Genomic DNA, 19,062 nt, shown 5'->3' with positions numbered 1-19,062 from the left:
TCCATTCCGCGCCGGCGCGCTCGTGACACCGCGGTGTACGGCGAGCGGGTGAGCGGGCGAGCAGGCGTTCGAGCGGGCCGCGGTGCTGGTGGGAACCGGTATCCGGTGCCCGCCGTCTCAGCAGGAGGCCCTAGGCTTGAGACCTGGCCGGCACGTCGGCCCGGACCAGGTACCAGCCGAGAGGACCTCGCTCATGCCCGTCCCCGTGCCCACCGCCGAGACCCGTTGGCGCTGCACGCTCTGCGGCAACCTGACCCGGTTCGATGTGACCCGGTCCTCCCGCGTGGTCGAGTACCTGCACCTGGACCTGGCCGGTGAGCCCAAGGTGGAGGAGACCGAGGTGCTCAGCGAGACGCTGGAGTCGATCCGCTGCCGCTGGTGCAACGCGGTCGACCAGGTCGAGCTGGTGGCTCGCCCGGACGCCGAGGAGCCCGACGCGGCGCCCGCCGGGGACGGGGCCGGGCAGGCCGGCTGAGCGGGCGCTGCTGAAAAACAGTCGCCGCGCACGCGACAATTGCATCGAGCGGTGAGAGTCACCGGGTGGTGAGTCGAGGCGCCACGGCCCTGGGCCGGGCGACCGCGCAGATCATGATCGGAGCCGAGGACGCGATGGACGCAGCCAGCCAGGCCGCCGAGCCGCAGGGGCCGCTGCCCGCTGCCGGCGAGCCGGTCGCGTCCGCGACGTCCGCCGACGGCGCTGTGGACCCGGCCGCAGCCGTCGGCCCGGCCGGCGAGCAGGTGGTCGAGCCGTCGGCCGAGGCGTCGGTCCAGTCGTCGGTCCAGGCGTCGGTCGAGGACGAGCAGCCCGCCGAGCAGCTGGACCGCCCGCTGCCCGAGGGTGTGCGCCGGCGCGTGGTGGGCCTGGCCGCCGACGCGCTCGGCGGCCTGCCGCCCGCCGACCTGCCGCCCTCGCTGCGCCCGTACGCCAAGTTCACCCCCGCCCGGCGGGCCAAGTACGCCGGCACCGCGCTGGCCGCCGCCCTGGAGGCCGAGCCGGTCTTCCGCCTGCGGATAGCTGACCGGCTGCGGCTGGGCCAGCCCGACCTGGTGAAGGCACTGGAGGCGGGCCAGGTCCCGGGCGCGGCCGAGCCCCTGGATGTGGCCGCCGCCGCCTACCTGTTGCGCAGCCGTGGCTGGACCCGGCTGGTCGCCGAGGCCGGCGAGCAGGTCGAGCGGGCCGGCGCCGAGGACGCAGCCGCCGAGGCGGCCCGACTGGTGGAGAAGCTCCAGGAGGAGCTGACCGCCACCCGCACCGCCGCCCGCGCCGACCTGGACCGCCAGCGCGCGGAGGCCGAGGGCACCCGCAAGGAGCTGGAGACGCTGCGCAAGAAGCTCCGCGGGCTGGAGAGCGACACCCGCCGGGCCCAGGCCGAGACCCGCAAGGTGCAGGCCGAACTGACCTCCGCCGCCGCTGCCGCCGCCGTCGAGCGCGGCGCCGCCGAGAGCGAGAACCGGCGGCTGAAGCACCGGGTGGCCGAGCTGGAGACCGCCCTGGAGGCCGGGCGCCGCTCGGCCCGCGAGGGACGCAGCGTGGAGGACATGCGGTTGCGGCTGCTGCTCGACACCGTGCTGCAGTCCGCCCAGGGCCTGCAGCGCGAGCTGGCGCTGCCGGTCACCCAGCTGCACCCGGCCGACCTGGTGGACGCGGTCGTCCCGGGCTCCGCCTCGCCGCACGACGTGGCCCGGCGCGGGCTGGCCGAGGACGACCCGGCGCTGCTCGACCAGCTGCTGGCGATCCCGCAGGTCCACCTGGTGGTGGACGGCTACAACGTGACCAAGACCGGTTACCCGACGCTGCCGTTGGAGCAGCAGCGGCTGCGGCTGCTGGGCGGGCTGGCGATGCTCGCGCAGCGCACCCAGGCCGAGGTGACCTGTGTCTTCGACGGGCAGGACCTGGACGTGCCGGTGATCATGGCGCCACCGCGCGGGGTGCGGGTGCGGTTCAGCAGGACCGGGCAGACCGCGGACGAGCTGATCCGCCAGCTGGTGCGGGCCGAGCCGCAGGGCCGGCCGGTGGTGGTGGTCTCGGCCGACCGGGAGGTGGCCGACGGCGTGCGCAAGGCGGGCGCGCGCCCGGTCGCCTCGGTGTTGCTGCTGAACCGGCTGGCCCGCAGCTGACCAGCGCTCAGCTGGTGAAGACCCGGTGAACACCTGGCCTGGACCGTGAGTTCGTGGGGGTGGGGGAGTGGCGCAGGGATCTGATGTTCACTAGGGTCTGGCGTCAAACCTATTTTTCCGGTCACTCACCCGATCGGGTGACCCGGTAGAAGAAGGAGCAGTCCCTTGGCGTCCCACCGCCGTCCCAAGCAGTCGAGCCGCGCGCGGATCACCGTGCTCACCGCCGCTGCGGCGACCGCGGTCGCGATCTCCTCGCAGAGCGGGGCCTGGGCCGACCCGGCGCCCACGGTCGACCAGGTCAAGGCGCAGATCGATGCGCTGAACAACCAGCAGGAGGCCGCGGCCGAGCAGTACGACGGCGCGAAGGAGCGCGGTGACCAGCTGCGCCAGCAGGCTTCCCAGCTGCAGGACGAGGTGGCCCGCACCCAGGACCAGGTGACCCAGCTGCAGGGCGGCCTCGCCGCCGTGGCCGGGCAGCAGTACCGCGACGGCGGGATCGACCCGTCGGTCCAACTGATGCTGAACTCCCACCCGGGCACCTATCTTGACCAGGCCTCCAGCATGCAGGTGGCGACCAGCACCGAGGCGGACGCGCTGAAGTCGCTGCAGGGCGAGGAGCGCAACCTCGACCAGATCAAGAAGGAAGCCGCCGACACGCTGGCCCAGTTGGATTCGGCCACCGCGCAGCTGAACCAGGCCAAGTCGGACGTGCAGGCCAAGCTGGCCGCCGCGCAGAAGCTGCTCAACTCGCTGAGCGCCTCGCAGCGCGCCCAGCTGGCCGCCCAGCAGGCGGCCGCCTCGCGCGGCAGCGCCCGGGCCCAGCTCAGCACGCTCAACCTGCCGCCGGCCTCCGGCTACGCGGGCCAGGCCGTGCAGGCGGCGCTCACCCGCCTGGGCGACTCCTACGTCTGGGGTGCCACCGGCCAGACCACCTTCGACTGCTCGGGTCTGATGCAGTGGGCTTACGAGCAGGCCGGCGTCTCGCTGCCGCGCACCTCGCAGGAGCAGGCCACGGTGGGCACCGGGGTGCCCAGCCTGGCCGACGCCCAGCCGGGCGACCTGGTGATCTTCGGCGGCGACCGGCACCACGTGGGCATGTACATCGGCGGCGGCAACATGGTGCACGCGCCGCACACCGGTGACGTGGTGCGGATCGCCAGCGTCAGCACGATGGGCGAGTCCTACATCATTCGCCGGGTCTGACCCGCCGTCGCTCCGCCGCGCACGCCGCGCTCCTGATCCCCCGTCACCCGCCAGGTGTGACGGGGGACACTTGTTCGCACGCTACTTGATCACCTGTTGGTGATCTGCATAGCACCCAGAGTCAAAGTTGCCGAGTTTTTCTGACAAGGATTTGAACGGATCACAGATTTGTTACTAGGGTCGGCAACCAGACCCACGCGATGGTGATCACCCGACCCGGGTGGCGGCGCGGGTTACCGCCGAGTCTGGAAAGCAGCACGGGCAGTTGACTGTCCGACGGGGAACCCCTGCGGGGGAGCTGTGGACCGGAGCCGGGGAACCACGTTCCTCCGGGGTGAATCGGCGCCAGGTCGGCCGTGGGCCGGTGAGGCGTCGTAGGGCAAGTCTTCCAGCCCGAACCCGTCAGCTCACCCGGTAGGCGGTCCGAGGGAAGAAGGATTCGTGGCGTCCCATCGTCGTCCCAAGCCCGTTGGCCGTACCCGCGCGTCGATTCTGACCGCCGCTGCCGCCACCGCCGTGGCGCTCTCCTCGCAGGGCGCGGCGCACGCCGACCCGGCGCCCTCGCTCGACCAGGTCAAGTCCCAGGTCGACGACCTGAACAACCAGGCGGAGCAGGCCACCCAGCAGTACGACGGCGCCCAGGCCCAGCAGCAGACGCTGCAGAAGCAGGTCGGCGACCTGCAGGACCAGGTGGCGCGGCAGCAGGACCAGGTGACCAACCTGCAGGCGGGGCTGGCCTCGGTGGCCGCCGACCAGTACGCCAACAACGGCATATCGCCGACCGTGCAGATGATGCTCTCGTCCCACCCGGACAGCTTCCTCGGCCAGGCCAGCGCGCTCAACCAGCTGAACACCACCCAGGCGGAGACGCTGAAGGAGCTGCGGAGCGAGCAGACGGTGCTCGACCAGAGCAAGGCCGAGACGCAGAGCAAGCTCACCGCGTTGGATGCCACCACCCAGCAGCTGAAGTCCGCCAAGGACACCGTCCAGGCCAAGCTGCAGCAGGCCCAGAACCTGCTCAACACGCTCACCGAGCAGCAGCGCCAGCAGATGGCCGCCCAGCAGGCGCAGGCCGACGCGCAGGCGAAGGCCGCCGCCCAGCAGGCGCAGGCGCAGGCACAGGCCGCCGCTGCGGCGCAGTCGCAGAGCGCCGCCTCGCGCGGCTCGTCCCGCACCGACCTCGGCAGCACCACGACGCCGCCGGCCGCGCCGACCACCGGCAACTCGGCCGCCGCCGCCGCGATCGCCGCCGCCGAGAGCAGGCTCGGCGACCCGTACCATTTCGGTTCGACGGGTCCCTCCGAGTTCGACTGCTCGGGTCTGATGCAGTGGGCTTACGCGCAGGCCGGTGTCTCGCTGCCGCGCACCTCCCAGCAGCAGGCCGCGATCGGCACCAACGAGGGCACCAACATCGCCAACGCGCAGCCGGGCGACCTGCTCATCTTCAACAACTATGACCACGTCGGCATGTACGTCGGTGGTGGCACGATGATCCACGCGCCGCGCACCGGTGAGAACGTCAAGTACGAGTCGGTCGCCAACATGGGTGGGGTCGAGGCGATCATCCGCCCCTGACACCCCCCGACGCCCCTGGCGAAGCGTCACCCAGGCCCGGTCTCCCGTGCGGAGACCGGGCCTTCGCCGTTCTGCTGTCCGATTGTGGATCAAATATTCGTATTGGCAGGAGTTTGGACTCATCCGTCCCGACTCGCTAACGTCTGCGCTCGGACCTCAGCTCCTCCGAGGGCTCTCCCCGAGCTCTCACGGCGATTGGAGTCGTCAGACGATGGCGATTACACCCCCGTCGGGTACCGCGCGCCGGTTCGCCCGGGTGCTGGCGGTCACCGCTGCCGCGACCACCGCGCTGGCGATGACGGCCAGCGCCCAGGGCGCACCGGCCGGGCCGGACAAGAACGACGTCAAGGCGCAGGTCGACCAGCTCTACACCGAGGCCGAGCAGGCCTCGGAGAAGTCCAACGCGGCGGAGGAGGACGCCAAGCGCCTGCAGGCCGAGACCAGCGCCCTGCAAGCGCAGGTGGCGCAGGGCCAGGACACGCTCAACCGGATGCGCTCGGTGCTGGCCACCGTCGCGGCCGCCGAGTACCGCTCGGGCGGGATGGACCCGGCCGTTCAACTGATGCTCTCCAGCGACCCCGCGGGCTACCTGATCAAGGCGCGCAGCCTGGCCGAGGCGGGCCGGCAGCAGGCCGCCTCGCTGCACGAGGTGCTGGAGCAGCAGCGCCGGCTCGACCAGCGGCGCAGCGAGGCGAGCGCCAAGCTGGCCGAGCTGGAGACGGTGCGCAGCACGCTGGCGCAGAGCAAGCAGCAGGTCCAGCAGCGGCTGAAGAGCGCCCAGGCGCTGCTCGACAGCCTCTCCGCCGCCGAGCGGACCCAGCTGGCCGCGCAGGACGCCCGGGAGGCGAACGAGCGGGCCGCCCGCGGCGCCGAGCGGGTGGACCTGGGCAACCAGCCGCCCGCCTCGGACCGGGCCGCGCTCGCGGTGGCCGCGGCGCTGAGCAAGCTCGGCTCCCCTTACGTGTACGGATCCACCGGGCCCGGCAGTTTCGACTGTTCGGGTCTGATGTACTGGAGCTGGCAGCAGGCGGGAGTGAGCCTGCCTCGCACCTCGCAGGCACAGGCGTTCGGGGGGCAGCGGATCAGCCTGGCCGAGGCGCGACCGGGAGACCTGGTGATCTTCTTTCACGACATGCACCACGTCGGCATGTACGTCGGCGGTGGCACGGTGATCCACGCCCCCTACCCCGGAGCCCGGGTGCGCTACGAGAACGTCGCGGCGATGCCGGTGGCGACGGTGGTGCGGGTCTGAGTACCGACGACGGGACGAGCGTGCCCCGGCGTACCGCGTTGCTGCTGGCGGCCGGCGGGCTCGTCCAGCTCTCGTTGCCCCGGGCGCTGCCGGGGCGGGCGGTCGCGGCGCCGTCCGGCCCGCCGACGGCGCTGCTGGCCGCGCACGCCCAGGCGCTGCGCACCGGTGAGCTGGCCGCGCTGCGGCCGGCCCAGCTGGACTACCGCCCGACCTCCTGGGACGCGCGGACGGTGACCGCCGAACTCTCCTACCGGCTGGCCGGCTTCGACGACTACCCGGCGGTGCTGAACCGGCGGCTCACCCTGGCCGGCGGAGCGGTGAGCGGCGAGGGCGCCGCCCCGGGCAGCCCGGCGGCGCCGTGGGACCTGGGCGACCCGACGCCGGTGCGCGGGACGCACTGCCTGGTGCTCGGGCCGGCCGCGGCCGCTCAATTGACCGAGCTGGCCGCCATCGCGGACCAGGCGGTGCCCGCCGTCAGCGCGGTCTGGGGCAGCGGGTGGGCCGGCCGGCTGGTGCTCCAGTTGCCGACCACCGAGGCCCAGTTCACCCAGCTGCTCGGGGTCGACCCGAGCAGCTACTCGGACATAGCCGCGGTCACCGTCGCCGCCGCGGGCGCGCCGGTGCACACGCCCGCCGACCGGGTGCTGGTCAACCCCGACGCGTACCACCGGCTCAGCGAGTTCGGCAAGCACGTGGTGATCACCCACGAGTCCACCCACGTCGCCACCCGGGCCGACACCCATCCGTGGACCCCGCTCTGGCTCTCCGAGGGCGTGGCCGACTACACCGGGTACCTGAACACCGGCCGCAGCGCCCGGCAGATCGCCCCCGAGCTGACCTCGGACGTGGCGGCCGGCAGGCTGCCGACCGCGCTGCCCGCCGACGCCGACTTCCAGGCCGGCTCCGGCGGGATCGCCCAGGCCTACGAACTCTCCTGGCTGGCCTGCTCGCTGATCGCGGCCGAGCACGGGCAGCGGGCCCTGGTCGACGTCTACCGGTCGCTCGGCGCGGCCGGCCCCGGCGCGGGCCGGGAGCGGCAGCTGGACCGGATCCTCGGCGAGCGGCTCGGCTACGGGCTGGCGGAGTTCACCAGGCGGTGGATCGCCGAGGTGGTCCGCCGGCTCGGGCCCGGGACTTGAGGGCTCGCAGCTACCTGACGGTCCATCAGCCGTGCTGGATGTCGTCCAACAGGCTCTGCTCGTAGGCGATCCCCGGGCGCACCGGGTAGGTGGGCTCCGGCTCGGCCGGCTCCTCGGTCTGCTCGACGGCGACCGGTGCCGGGCCCTGGGTGGAACGCCACAGCCGGCGGCAGGAGAGGATGGTGGCGGCCAGCAGGGTCAGGTTGCGGGAGGCCAGGATGGTGACGCCCCAGGGCATGCTGTTGACCACCTGGCCGAAGTTCATCGGGAACTCCAGTGTGGTCAGCACCGTCGCCACCAGGATCATCACGGCCACCGGGCGCTGGCTGGTGCCGCGCACGGTCAGGCAGACGGCCGCCAGGCCGACCAGCCACACCATGTACTGCGGGCTGATCACGCGGCTGGTCACGGTGAAGATCAGCAGTGTCGCCAGGGCCGCGTCATACGTGGTGGAGGGCTGCCAGCGGCGGGCCCGCAGCCGCCAGTAGAGCAGCCAGGCGAAGCCGGCCACGGTGGCGCCCATCGCGAGCTTGGAGATCACCGGCACCCAGGGGCCGAGGAACTCCACCGAGCCGTAGTTCATCGTCACCGAGCCGTGCCAGGCGCCGAACAGCTTGGCGAAGTGCATCGGCAGCGCGCCCAGTGACTCCACCTCGATGCCGCGGTCGGCCTGGAAGGTGAGGAACTGGAAGGCCCCGTTCATCCCCGCGGCCAGCAGGAACGAGAGGGTGGCCACCGCGCCCACCGCCGCCGTCCAGGACCGCCGGGTCCGCCGGCCGCGCGGGGTGCCGGCCAGGCCGAGCAGCGGCCAGAGCTTCATCAGGCCGCCGACGCCCAGCAGGATGCCGCCCAGCACCGGCCGGCGCAGCACCACCAGCAGGCCGGTCACGGCCATCGCGGTGACCAGGATGTCGTAGCGGCAGTAGACGGTCGGACCGAGCAGCGGGACCCCGATCACCCAGATCCAGGCCCCCGCGAGGCTGCGCCCCCGGCGCAGCCCGGAGCGCAGCAGCATGCCGATCGCCAGGGTGTCGAAGACCCCGCAGAGCACGAAGAAGGAGGTCAGGTAGGACCAGGGCAGCAGGCCGGGGGCCAGGATCACCAGCGCGGCGCCCGGCGGGTACTGCCAGGTGACGTCGTCCATCGGGAAGGTGCCGGTCTGCAGCACCCTGAACCAGCTGTGGTAGATCACCGAGACGTCGGTGGTCACGTCCAGCGGCGCTATCTTGAGGACACCGGTGACCATCAGGACCAGCAGGATCCGGGTCAGCAGCCAGGTGCCGCCGACCCGCCAGCCCGCGCCGCGCGAGGGCGCAGCGGGCGTCACCGCGGTCGCACCCGGATTCGGGGGCGTCGCCAGGGCGAGCCCCCCGCCGCTGCTGCCGTTCTGGTCGGCCGGGCCGTCGTTGGCCAACACCACTGTGCTCCCTCGTTAGCTGCGCGCACCCGCCTGAACCCGTGTCGACTAGGACAGAGCCACGGGGGAAACGGTTCCGGACCCTTCATCCGTTCCCGCCGAATCGGCATGGTGACCTATGGTACGGATCAGCGAGCGGTGAACCGAGCACCCCCCGACCGAGCGAGCCGTGGACAGTATGCCGAAGACCCTTGTGGTGACCAATGACTTTCCCCCGCGCCCAGGCGGAATCCAGGCCTTCGTCCACAACATGGCGATCCGCCAGCCGGCCGGTGACATTGTGGTGTATGCCTCATCCTGGCGGGACGGCCGGGAGGTCGCCCGGTTCGACGCCGAGCAGCCGTTCCCGGTGATCCGGGATCGGAGCACGATGCTGCTGCCCACGCCCCGGGTCACCAGGCGCGCCGCCGAACTGCTCCGGGCCGAGGGGTGCGACACCGTCTGGTTCGGCGCGGCCGCGCCGCTGGGCCTGATGGCACCCGCGCTGCGCCGCGCCGGCGCGCGCCGGCTGCTCGGCATGACGCACGGCCACGAGGCCGCCTGGGCCCAGCTGCCGGCCGCCCGCCAGTTGCTGCGGCGGATCGGCGAGGGCACCGACACGCTCACCTACCTCGGCGAGTACACCCGCTCGCGGATCGCCGGGGCCGTGGGCCCGGGCCCGGCCGCGCGGATGGTCCAACTGCCGCCGGGGGTGGACGAGAAGACCTTCCATCCGGAGTCGGGCGGCGCCGAGGTGCGGGCCAGGCTCGGGCTGACGGACCGTCCGGTGGTGGTCTGCGTCTCCCGGCTGGTGCCGCGCAAGGGGCAGGACACCCTGATCGCCGCGCTGCCGCGGATCCTGGCCGCCCAGCCGGACACGGTGCTGCTGATCGTCGGTGGTGGGCCCTACCTGGCGGACCTGCGCCGGCTCGCCGACGCCAAGGGCGTGGCCGCCTCGGTGCGGTTCACCGGCGAGGTGCCGTGGGCCGAGCTGCCGGCCCACTACGGGGCCGGGGACGTCTTCGCGATGCCCTGCCGGACCAGGCGCGGCGGGCTGGACGTGGAGGGGCTCGGCATCGTCTACCTGGAGGCCTCGGCCACCGGGCTGCCGGTGGTGGCGGGCGACTCCGGGGGCGCGCCGGACGCGGTGCTGGAGGGCGAGACCGGCTACGTGGTGCCCGGCGGCTCGCCCGGCGCGGTCGCCGAGCGGATCACCCGGCTGCTCGGCGACGAGGCGCTGCGCCGCGAGCTCGGCGCGGCCGGGCGGCGCTGGGTGGAGGACGCCTGGCGCTGGGACCTGCTGGCCCAGCGCCTGACCGGCCTGCTGAGCTGAGCAGCGCCGGCACTGTGTCGACCGGCGTTGTGCCGACCGGAGTTGGGCCGACCGGCGTTGGGCCGATCAGCGCTGACCAGCTCAGCGCTGGTAGAGGGCTTCGATCTCGCCGGCGAAGTCCTTCAGCACCACGTTCCGCTTGAGCTTGAGCGAGGGCGTCAGGTAGCCGTTGGCCTCGGAGAAGTCGGTCTGCAGGATCCGGAACTTCTTCACCGCCTCGGCGTGCGAGACCGCCTTGTTGCCCTCGTCCACCGCCTCCTGGACGGCGGCCAGCAGCTGCGGGTCGTCCACCAGCTCGGCCAGGGTGGCGGGTTGGCGGTTGTTCAGCTCCAGCCACCTGGGCAGGAACTCCTCGTCGATGGTGACCAGGCAGGCGATGAACGGCCTGCGGTCGCCGACCACCATCACCTCGCCGATCAGCGGGTGCGCGCGGATCCGGTCCTCGATCACCGCGGGGGCGACGTTCTTGCCGCCGGCGGTGACGATGAGCTCCTTCTTGCGGCCCGTGATGGTCAGGTAGCCGTCCTCGTCCAGGCTGCCGAGGTCGCCGGTGGCGAACCAGCCGTCCCGCAGCGCCTCGGCGGTCGCGGTCGGGTTGTTCCAGTAGCCGGTGAAGACCTGCGGGCCCTTCAGCAGCACCTCGCCGTCCTCGGCGATCCGCACCGACGAGCCGGGCAGCGGCTGGCCGACCGTGCCGATCTTCGGCCGGTCGTCCGGGTTGAAGGCGGTGGCCGCGCAGGTCTCGGTCAGGCCGTAACCCTCCAGCACGGTGAAGCCGATGCCGCGGTAGAAGTGGCCCAGCCGCTCGCCCAGCGGCGCGCCGCCGGAGATCGCGTGGGTGGCCCGGCCGCCGAGCGCGGCGCGCAGCTTGCTGTAGACCAGCTTGTCGAAGACCGTGTGCTTGAGCTTCAACAGCAGGCCGGGGCCGCCCTGGTCCTGCGCTCTGCTGTAGGCGATCGCGGTCGCGGCGGCCTGGTCGAAGATCTTGCCCTTGCCGTCCGCCTGGGCCTTGGCCCGGGCGGTGTTGTAGACCTTCTCGAAGACCCGCGGCACGCCCAGGATCAGGGTCGGGCGGAACGAGGCCAGTTCGGCGGTGACGTCCTTGATGTCCGAGACGTGGCCCAGCTTGATCGGGGCGATCGCGGCGGCGATCTCGGCGATCCGGCCCAGCACGTGGGCCAGCGGCAGGAAGAGCAGCACCGAGCTCTCGCCGGTGCGGAACAGCTCCGGCAGGCGGGCCGTCACATTGCCCAGCTCGGCCAGGAAGTTGCCGTGGGTCAGCTGGCAGCCCTTCGGACGGCCGGTGGTGCCCGAGGTGTAGACGATGGTGGCGATCGAGTCCTCGGTCGGGATGGACCGGCGCTCGGTCACCGTCGCGTCCGACACGGTGCTGCCCGCGGCGGCCAGCTCGGCGAGCGCGCCGCGCTCGATCTGCCAGGTGTGCTTCAGGTCGGGCAGCTGGTCGCGGACCGAGTCGACCACCGCGGCGTGGCTGTCGGTCTCGGTGACCAGCGCGACGGCGCCCGAGTCGCCGAGGATCCACTGCACCTGCTCGGCGGAGGAGCTCTCGTACACCGGCACGGTGATCGCGCCGGCCGACCAGATCGCGAAGTCCAGCAGCGTCCACTCGTAGCGGGTGCGCGACATCACGGCGACCCGGTCGCCCGGGTTGACCCCGACCGCGATCAGGCCCTTGGCGGCGCGGTGCACCTCGGTGAGGAACGCGGCGGCGGTGACCTCCTGCCAGCGGCCTTCGAGCTTCCGGCTGACCACGGCGACCCGGGGGTGCTCGATGGCGTTCTGGTGGACCAGGTCCGAGAGGTTGCCACCACTCGGGACCTGGTAGCGGGCCGGAAGGCTGAAGTCGAGCACTGCTGCTCCTCGTCTGCGACGCTGCGGGACGGCAGGACGTTACTGCCCGGTAGTCGGATTCGGGTAGGGGGGTCAGCCGCTCTGTTCGAAGTGTCACACCACTCGGGTGAGCCACTGATCGTTTCGAGACGCACCTTACGACAGGCGCCGGGTGACCCGCGGGTAGCCCTCCGGCCCGCGCCCCGTGGGGCCGAGGGCACCGGCGGCCGCGATAGCCTTCGAGGGCACTTGACGACGTCGAGAGCACCAAACGACTTCGAGCGCGGCTGTCGCGCGCACCTGTCGAGCGCACCTGACGAGTGGCACGGGACAACGCGGAGGCCCACCCATGGCGGAACACACCAGGTCGAGCATCGTCATCGAGGCGACGGCGGCCGAGGTGATGGCGGTGATCGCCGACTTCGAGGCGTACCCGCTGTGGACGGGTGAGGTCAAGGAGGTCGAGGTGCTCGGCCGCGCCGAGGACGGCCGTGCCACCCAGGTCCGGCTGCTGCTGGACGCCGGCGCCATCCGCGACGAGCACGTGCTCGCCTACACCTGGGACGCCGACCGCGAGGTCTCCTGGACCCTGGTGAAGAGTCAGATGCTGCGCGCGCTGGACGGCTCCTACGCGCTGGCCCCGGCGGCCGGCGGCACCGAGGTCACCTACCAGCTCGCGGTGGACGTCAAGATCCCGATGCTCGGCATGATCAAGCGCAAGGCCGAGAAGGTGATCATCGACCGGGCGCTGGCCGGTCTGAAGAAGCGGGTGGAGACCAAGCCCGGCAGCGCGGCGAGCTAGGCAGGCCCGGCAGTGATCCGGACGGTGCTGGTCACCGGCGACGCGAACGCGGTGCCCGTGGTGGCGGCCGCGACCGCCGCGCACGCCGCCGGACGCGGTCTGCGCACCCTGCTGCTCGCCGCCGACGACCCGCACCGGCTGGTGGACGAGGCGCTGGCGATGCGGCTGGGCCCCGTCGCGCAGCCCGTGTCGCAACAGCTGGAGGCCGTTCGGATCGACGAGCAGCAGGCGTTCCGCAGCGCGGTGGCCGGGCTGGACGGCAAGCTGCGGGCCGGCTTCGACCTGCTCGGCGTCGAGCCGCTGGAGGACGACGAGCTGACCGCGCTGCCCGGCACCCGGCAGCTCGCCCTGCTGCGCGCGGTGCGGGTCCCGGCCGACCGGTACGACCTGGTGGTGGCCGCCGCCCCGCCGCCCGCCGAGCTGACCGCCGCGCTCGCGCTGCCCGAGCAACTGGACCGCTACCTGTCCCGGTTGCTGCCCGAGCAGCGTCAGGCGGCCCGGGCGCTGCGCCCGCTGCTGGCCGCGTTCGCCGGGGTGCCGATGCCCGCCGACTGGCTCTACTCGGCCCGCGCCTGGGTGGCCGGCGAACTGGCCGCCACCCGCGCGGTGATCGAGTCGGCGCACACCTCGGTGCGCCTCGCCGTGGACGCCGGCTCCTGCTCGGTGCCCGGGCTGCGCCGGGCCGCCGCCGGCCTCGCGCTCTTCGGCCACCGGCTGGACGCCGTGGTGGCGCACCGCGCACTGCCGGCCGCCGCATCGGACTCCGCCGATGCCTGGCTGGCCGGGCAGGCCCTGGCCGAACGCGGGCGGCTGGCCGGGATCGGCCTCGGCGTACCGCTGCTGACGGCGGATCAGAGGGCGACGGACCTGGCGGCGTTGGCCGACCAGCTGTACGGCGACGGCGATGGCCCCGAGTCGCCGGCTCGCTGGCCGTGGACCGCCGAGGACCGGCTGGCCGAGGAGGGCGTGCTGTTCTGGCGGCTGGCCGCGCCCGGTGCCGAGCGGGCGGACCTGGAGCTGATGCGGCGCGGCGACGAGCTGGTGGTGGGCCTGGGCCCGTACCGTCGGATCCTGCCGCTGCCCGGCGCGCTGCGGCGCTGCACGGTGGCCGGGGCGGCGCTGCGCGACGGGGAGTTGACGTTGCGCTTCGCTCCTGACCCGGACCTCTGGCCCAGCGAGCGCTGACCGCTGCCGGTTCGGCGGCGCGACCCGGTAGCGTCTGAGTGATCGGGCGGGTGCGCCGCACAGGCGCCGGCCGCCGCCGTGGCACCGGGAGGCGCGCGTCATGACCAATTCAGATCCTGTCGACAACCCTCTGGTCGACGAGGTGCGCAAACTGGCCTCCGCGGTGGGCGGGCAGGCCGAGCGGATCTTCGGTCGGGTGAAGGCCGAGAACCCCGAGGTCTTCGGACACCTGGCCGCCGCCGGCACCGAGCTGCTGGCCGCCTACCGGGCCGCGGTGGCCGGGCACGAGCGCCGCTGGTCGGCCCCCGAGCCGGCCGACTCCGAGCCCATCGACCTGGACGACTAGGGCCTCTACGGCCCTGTCCCGAGCCCGTCACCCAGCGGTGTGCTGGTACTACCGTCTGCCTCGAATCGTACGACTTTTGAAGCCTTCCGGCGAGGCTTCCGCCGCCTTGTCTTCGGATAATGTATGGCCAGGTGTGTACGGGAGCACGGCCGGGCGGGTACCGTTCCGCCCATCGGGCACGAGCGAATGACTGAGGGACACATGGCTCTGACCATCGGCGTCGACGTCGGCGGGACCAAGATCGCGGCCGGCGTGGTCGACGAGAACGGCGAGATCCTGGCCCGGACCCGGGTTCCCACCCCGGCGGACCCGCAGTGGGCGGTCGATGCCATCGCCCAGGCCGTGCGCGAGCTCAAGGAGCAGTTCGCCGAGGTCACTGCGGTGGGCGTGGGCGCACCCGGCTTCGTGGACCGCGACCGCTCCACGGTGATCTTCGCGCCCAACATCGACTGGGAGAACGAGCCGTTGCGCGGCCGGATCGAGGAACTGACCGGCCTGGACACGGTGGTGGAGAACGACGCCAACTGCGCGGCCTGGGCCGAGTTCCGGTTCGGCGCGGCGGCCGAGCACACCGACATGGTGCTGATCACCGTCGGCACCGGGATCGGCGGCGGCATCGTGCTGGACGGGCGGCTGCACCGCGGCCGGTTCGGCGTGGCCGGCGAGATCGGCCACCTCAACATGGTGCCGGACGGCCTGCTCTGCGGCTGCGGCGGCAAGGGCTGCTGGGAGCAGTACGCCTCCGGGCGGGCGCTGCGCCGCTACGGCCGGGAGAAGACGGCGGCGGACCCGGTGCGCGGCAAGCGGATGCTGGAGCTCAACGAAGGGGTCGCCGAGACCCTGCGGGGCATCCACATCACCCAGGCCGCGGAGGAGGGCGACCCGCTGGCGCTGGAGTGCTACGCCGAGTTGGCCGACTGGCTGGGCCGGGGGATGGCCGACCTGGCCGCGCTCTTCGACCCCGGGGTCTTCGTGCTCGGCGGCGGGGTCTCGGACTCCGGGCGGCTGCTGCTCGACCCGGTGGCCAAGGACTGCGAGAAGTACCTGACCGGCGGGGCGCACCGGCCGCGCGCCGAGGTGGTGCTGGCCTCGATGGGATCCTCGGCGGGGATCGTGGGCGCGGGCGATCTGGCGCGTACTCGCTGAATCCCCGGGTTGAGAACGGTTGCTGACGTTCCGTCGGGTCCCTCGCTGACGTTCCGTCGAGTTCCCAGCTGACGTTCCGTCGGGTTCCCCGCGTTCGCACCGGCTCCGCCCCGGCGGAGCCGGTAGCGTGTCCGGGGTGAGCCTTGACCTGCCGCCCTCCGGTCCGCAGCCCGACGGTGCCGAACTGGTCCGCGTGCTGAGCTACAACATCCGCTCGCAGCGCGATGATCGCCGGGCGCTGGCCCGGGTGATCCGGGCCTGCGAGCCGGACCTGGTCTGCGTGCAGGAGTCGCCGCGCTACTGGCGGCCCGAGGGGCAGGCCGCCTGGCTGGCCCGGCACACCGGCACCGTGGTCGTCTCCGGCGGTGGTCGCACCGCGGCCGGTCCGCTGCTGCTCGGGCGGCCGGAGGTCCAGGTGCTGAGCCGGCACGACCGGCTGCTCCCCAAGCACCGCGGCTGGCACGCGCGTGGCTTCGCCGGCGCCGTGGTGCGGCTCGGCCGGTCCGCGCCGTTCGCGCTGACCAGCTGTCACCTGAGCTTCATCGGCCCTGAGCGGGCGCAGCAGTTCGAGCTGCTGCACGAGCAGGCGGCGATCCGCGAACTCTCGGTGATCGCCGGGGACTTCAACGAGCACCCGGAGGACCCGGGTTGGGGTGCGCTGGCCGGGCGGTACCAGGACGGCTGGGCCACCGCGCCGTGGGGCGGCGAGTACACCTCGCGTCCGGGGGACCCGTTGCAGCGGCTGGACGCCGTCTTCGCCTCGCCCGGGATCGAGGTGCTCGCCTGCGGGGTGCCGCCGCTGTCGCTGGCCGAGTTGCTGGCGGCCACCGATCACCTGCCGGTGGTGGCGGTGCTGCGAGTACCGGGCGCCAGCGCGGCCTGACAGGCCGTCGGCTGGAGTTGTCCATACATCTCTGCGTCGGACGTCTTCACGAACCATGTGATGTATGCAATGGTACATGTCACACGCCCCACCGTGTGCATGCTCAGACGGTCCAGCTCGTCCCGGTCGCCGGCCCCACTCGCTCAACTCCGGTGCCATCGATGAGCTCTGACGCATCGTCATGCCCCATTGCCTGCCACGGTCCTCACCCCGCAAGGCCGTGCCGCAGGGCGCGGCCCCCACACCGGGAGACCCCCACGTGAGTGCCACATCGGTCGGGAAGCAGTTGCCCCGACTCCTGATAGCCGCCCTGGCCTTGACGGCCGGGCTCGGGCTCGCCGCGCCCCCCAGCGAGGCGCATGCCGCACCCGCCGGCCTCGCGCCGGCCAAGGCCGCCGCCAGGACGCCGGCCGCCCGGCCCGGCCTGGCTCCGCAGCCGGCCGCCGGCGCCGTCCGATCCGCTGACGACGCGCAGCGGGTGAGCGCCAAGGACCGGCCGCCGTTGCCGTCCGACAACGCCGCGCTGCACCGCGACGTCGGCAAGCCGGCGCACCCGATGTCCCGCGCGGCGACCGCCGCCTGTGACACCTCCGCGATCAGCGCCAACACCGGTGACGCGCTGGTCCAGGCGGTCGAGGCGGCCGGCTCCGACTGCGTCAACACCTTCTTCACCGTCACCGGCTCCGCGGCCCACCGGGCCTTCCAGGAGTCGCAGCTGACGACCGTCGCCAACGCGCTGGCCGCCGCCTCGCCGAGCTACCCGGGCGACGACAGCACCCACGTACTGGAGCTGGTGCTGTACCTGCGGGCCGGCTACTACGTCCAGTGGAACGACGCGGCGGACGTCGGCACGTACGGTAGCGGGCTGCAGAGCGCGATCCAGGCCGCACTGGACGCCTTCTACGCCTCGTCGCACAGCCAGGACGTCACCGACGCCAACGGCGCGGTGCTCTCCGAGGCGGTCACGCTGATCGACAGCGCCGGCCAGAACGCCCGCTATCTGCCGGTCGAGCAGCGGCTGTTGACTGGCTACAACAGCACGTACAACAGCTCCGCCGGCATGCTGGCGGCCGTCAACAACGTCTACACGGTGCTCTTCCGCGGCCACCAGAACGCGGACTTCGTCGCCGCCACCGAGGCCGACCCGAGCATCCTGACCACCCTGGACACCTTCGCGACCGGCAACCTGGCGCTGCTCGGCGGTGCCCAGAGCTACCTGGACTCCAACGCCGGCACCGAGTTGGCGCGCTTCCTGCAGGACGCCACGCTGGCTCCGACGGTGCGCCCGCTGCTCAAGGGCCTGCTGGCCGACTCGGCGTTGACCGGCCCGACCGCCCCGCTCTGGGTCGGCGTGGCCGCTCAGGCGGACCAGTACGACCAGAGCAACTGCGCCGACTACAACACCTGTGACCTGGGCGCCAAGTTGCAGGCCGCCGTCCTGACGATCAACTACACCTGTGATGCGAACTTGCGGATCGTCGCGCAGGACCTGACCGCCGACGAGCTGAACGCCACCTGCAACAGCCTGATCGGGGAGACCGCGTTCTTCCACAACCTGATCAAGGACCCGGGTCCGGTGGCGGACGACGGCAACACCACCCTGGAGGTGGACGTCTTCCACTCCACCGCCGACTACCAGACCTACGCCGGCGAGATCTTCGGCGTCAGCACCGACAACGGCGGCGAGTACATCGAGGGCGAGCCGAACCAGGCAGGCAACCAGCCGCGGTTCGTCGCCTACGAGGCGGACTGGCTGCGTCCGACCTTCCAGATCTGGAACCTGAACCACGAGTTCACCCACTACCTGGACGGCCGCTTCGACACCTACGGCGACTTCACCGCCGCCACCTCCACCGCCGACACCATCTGGTGGATCGAGGGCCTGGCCGAGTACGACTCCTACACCTACCGCGGACTGGTGGACACCGACGCGGTGGCCGACGCCGCCAAGGGCAGCTACCCGCTGAGCACCGTCTTCGCCAACACCTACAGCAGCGGCGAGGACCGGGTCTACCCCTGGGGCTACCTGTCGGTCCGCTACATGCTCGAGCGGCACCGCTCCGACGTCGACGCGCTGCTCGGGTTCTACCGGTCCGGTGACTACCAGGGCGCGTTGAACCTGCTCACCTCGATCGGCACCGGCTACGACGCCGACTGGTCCAGCTGGCTGGCCGCCTGCGCCGCCGGCGCCTGCAACACCGTCCCGCAGCCGCCGACCGCCGCGTTCACCGCCCAGGCGTCCGGCCTGGCGGCGACCTTCGCCGACAGCTCCACCGCTCCCGACGGCACGATCACCGCCCGCACCTGGGACTTCGGCGACGGCACCGGCTCCACCGACGCCAACCCGACGAAGACCTACACCACCCCGGGCGTCTACACCGTGCACCTCACCGTGCTGGACAGCCAGGGTGCCTCCGCCGCCACCACCAGCACCGTCACGGTCAGCGCCGCCGCCCCCGAGTGCACCGGCGCCGACGCCCGCGAGCTGGGCCGGAACTGCACCCGCTCGGGCCTGGCGGCCGACGCCGGCAACTCCAGCTACCTCTACCTCGACATCCCCGCCGGGACCCCCAGCCTGACCATCACCACCACCCCCGGCAGCGGATCCGCCGACCTCTACTACTCCGGCACCGGCTGGGCCACCGCCGCCGGCAACAGCGCCTCGGCCACCGGCCCCGGCGCGCACACCCTGACCATCGCCAATCCGCCGGCCGGTGCGAACTACATCAGCCTGCAGGCGATCAGCGGCTTCACCGGTGCGACGGTGACGACGAGTTACTGACCGATCTGACGCAGTGTCAACACCATGAGCGCGCCGCGCCCCCGGGACCCG

General features: G+C 72.6%; 15 protein-coding genes and 1 riboswitch. Of the genes, 13 read left to right on the top strand and 2 right to left on the bottom strand.

Translation table 11 applies throughout. The features are described 5' to 3' along the window. The first annotated feature begins 193 nt into the window (after positions 1–193). The 6 genes from ABH937_RS20375 to ABH937_RS20350 all read left to right on the top strand — a co-directional run bounded on the left by ABH937_RS20375 (position 194) and on the right by ABH937_RS20350 (position 7,287). The gene (locus ABH937_RS20375) at positions 194–475 is read left to right on the top strand and encodes a hypothetical protein (protein ID WP_280686957.1); all 282 of its coding nucleotides are present in this window, start codon (positions 194–196) and stop codon (positions 473–475) included. Positions 476–738: 263 nt separating this feature from the next. Beyond that, positions 739–2,118, top strand: coding sequence for an NYN domain-containing protein (locus ABH937_RS20370; RefSeq protein WP_370219053.1), 1,380 nt, complete (start codon positions 739–741; stop codon positions 2,116–2,118). A 165-nt stretch (positions 2,119–2,283) separates the two neighbouring features. Beyond that, a complete protein-coding gene (locus ABH937_RS20365) occupies positions 2,284–3,321 on the top strand; it encodes a C40 family peptidase (protein WP_280686958.1) in 1,038 nt (345 codons plus the stop codon). 286 nt (positions 3,322–3,607) lie between these two features. Then, positions 3,608–3,756, top strand: a riboswitch (cyclic di-AMP (ydaO/yuaA leader). 6 nt (positions 3,757–3,762) lie between these two features. Then, entirely contained in the window at positions 3,763–4,896 is a 1,134-nt protein-coding gene (locus ABH937_RS20360) for an NlpC/P60 family protein (RefSeq protein WP_280686959.1), read from the top strand. A gap of 211 nt (positions 4,897–5,107) precedes the next feature. After that, positions 5,108–6,148, top strand: a complete 1,041-nt coding sequence (locus ABH937_RS20355) for an NlpC/P60 family protein (RefSeq protein WP_370219015.1) — start codon at positions 5,108–5,110, stop codon at positions 6,146–6,148. Positions 6,149–6,168: 20 nt separating this feature from the next. Beyond that, positions 6,169–7,287 (top strand): hypothetical protein, encoded by a 1,119-nt coding sequence (locus ABH937_RS20350; RefSeq protein ID WP_280686961.1) that lies wholly within the window; start codon positions 6,169–6,171, stop codon positions 7,285–7,287. Positions 7,288–7,312: 25 nt separating this feature from the next. Here the strand turns inward: ABH937_RS20350 and ABH937_RS20345 are convergent, their stop codons facing one another. Continuing rightward, the gene (locus tag ABH937_RS20345; RefSeq protein ID WP_280686962.1) at positions 7,313–8,704 is read right to left on the bottom strand and encodes a glycosyltransferase family 87 protein; all 1,392 of its coding nucleotides are present in this window, start codon (positions 8,702–8,704) and stop codon (positions 7,313–7,315) included. Positions 8,705–8,882: 178 nt separating this feature from the next. Here ABH937_RS20345 and ABH937_RS20340 point away from each other — a divergent pair, with 178 nt between their 5' ends. Continuing rightward, complete coding sequence (locus ABH937_RS20340) at positions 8,883–10,016, top strand: glycosyltransferase family 4 protein (protein WP_280686963.1); 1,134 nt, start codon at positions 8,883–8,885, stop codon at positions 10,014–10,016. 81 nt (positions 10,017–10,097) lie between these two features. On the opposite strand, the gene ABH937_RS20335 is transcribed toward ABH937_RS20340, so the two are convergent. Next, on the bottom strand, positions 10,098–11,888 hold the full coding sequence (locus ABH937_RS20335; protein ID WP_280686964.1) for a long-chain fatty acid--CoA ligase: 1,791 nt from the start codon (positions 11,886–11,888) through the stop codon (positions 10,098–10,100). Positions 11,889–12,216: 328 nt separating this feature from the next. Here ABH937_RS20335 and ABH937_RS20330 point away from each other — a divergent pair, with 328 nt between their 5' ends. The 6 genes from ABH937_RS20330 to ABH937_RS20305 all read left to right on the top strand — a co-directional run bounded on the left by ABH937_RS20330 (position 12,217) and on the right by ABH937_RS20305 (position 19,011). Next, entirely contained in the window at positions 12,217–12,669 is a 453-nt protein-coding gene (locus tag ABH937_RS20330) for an SRPBCC family protein (protein ID WP_280686965.1), read from the top strand. A 12-nt stretch (positions 12,670–12,681) separates the two neighbouring features. After that, entirely contained in the window at positions 12,682–13,854 is a 1,173-nt protein-coding gene (locus ABH937_RS20325; RefSeq protein WP_370219014.1) for an ArsA family ATPase, read from the top strand. Positions 13,855–13,954: 100 nt separating this feature from the next. After that, positions 13,955–14,200 (top strand): DUF5304 family protein, encoded by a 246-nt coding sequence (locus ABH937_RS20320; RefSeq protein ID WP_280686966.1) that lies wholly within the window; start codon positions 13,955–13,957, stop codon positions 14,198–14,200. Between the two features lie 201 nt (positions 14,201–14,401). Continuing rightward, complete coding sequence (locus ABH937_RS20315; protein ID WP_280686967.1) at positions 14,402–15,346, top strand: ROK family glucokinase; 945 nt, start codon at positions 14,402–14,404, stop codon at positions 15,344–15,346. A 136-nt stretch (positions 15,347–15,482) separates the two neighbouring features. Next, the gene (locus ABH937_RS20310; protein ID WP_370219013.1) at positions 15,483–16,229 is read left to right on the top strand and encodes an endonuclease/exonuclease/phosphatase family protein; all 747 of its coding nucleotides are present in this window, start codon (positions 15,483–15,485) and stop codon (positions 16,227–16,229) included. A 259-nt stretch (positions 16,230–16,488) separates the two neighbouring features. Beyond that, the gene (locus ABH937_RS20305) at positions 16,489–19,011 is read left to right on the top strand and encodes a collagenase (protein ID WP_370219012.1); all 2,523 of its coding nucleotides are present in this window, start codon (positions 16,489–16,491) and stop codon (positions 19,009–19,011) included. The last annotated feature ends 51 nt before the right edge of the window (positions 19,012–19,062 follow it).

The sequence above is a fragment of the Kitasatospora sp. GAS1066B genome (genome assembly GCF_041262605.1).
GTDB lineage: Bacteria > Actinomycetota > Actinomycetes > Streptomycetales > Streptomycetaceae > Kitasatospora.
Note: the sequence above shows the minus strand (reverse complement) of the source record. Positions and strands in the feature narration are given on the sequence as shown.

What these genes read in the sequence shown, in the direction of transcription:
- ABH937_RS20340 (WP_280686963.1), top strand. Translation starts at nt 8,883, where the DNA reads ATGCCGAAGACCCTTGTGGTGACCAATGACTTTCCCCCGCGCCCAGGC.
- ABH937_RS20375 (WP_280686957.1), top strand. Translation starts at nt 194, where the DNA reads ATGCCCGTCCCCGTGCCCACCGCCGAGACCCGTTGGCGCTGCACGCTC.
- ABH937_RS20330 (WP_280686965.1), top strand. Translation starts at nt 12,217, where the DNA reads ATGGCGGAACACACCAGGTCGAGCATCGTCATCGAGGCGACGGCGGCC.
- ABH937_RS20320 (WP_280686966.1), top strand. Translation starts at nt 13,955, where the DNA reads ATGACCAATTCAGATCCTGTCGACAACCCTCTGGTCGACGAGGTGCGC.
- ABH937_RS20315 (WP_280686967.1), top strand. Translation starts at nt 14,402, where the DNA reads ATGGCTCTGACCATCGGCGTCGACGTCGGCGGGACCAAGATCGCGGCC.
- ABH937_RS20355 (WP_370219015.1), top strand. Translation starts at nt 5,108, where the DNA reads ATGGCGATTACACCCCCGTCGGGTACCGCGCGCCGGTTCGCCCGGGTG.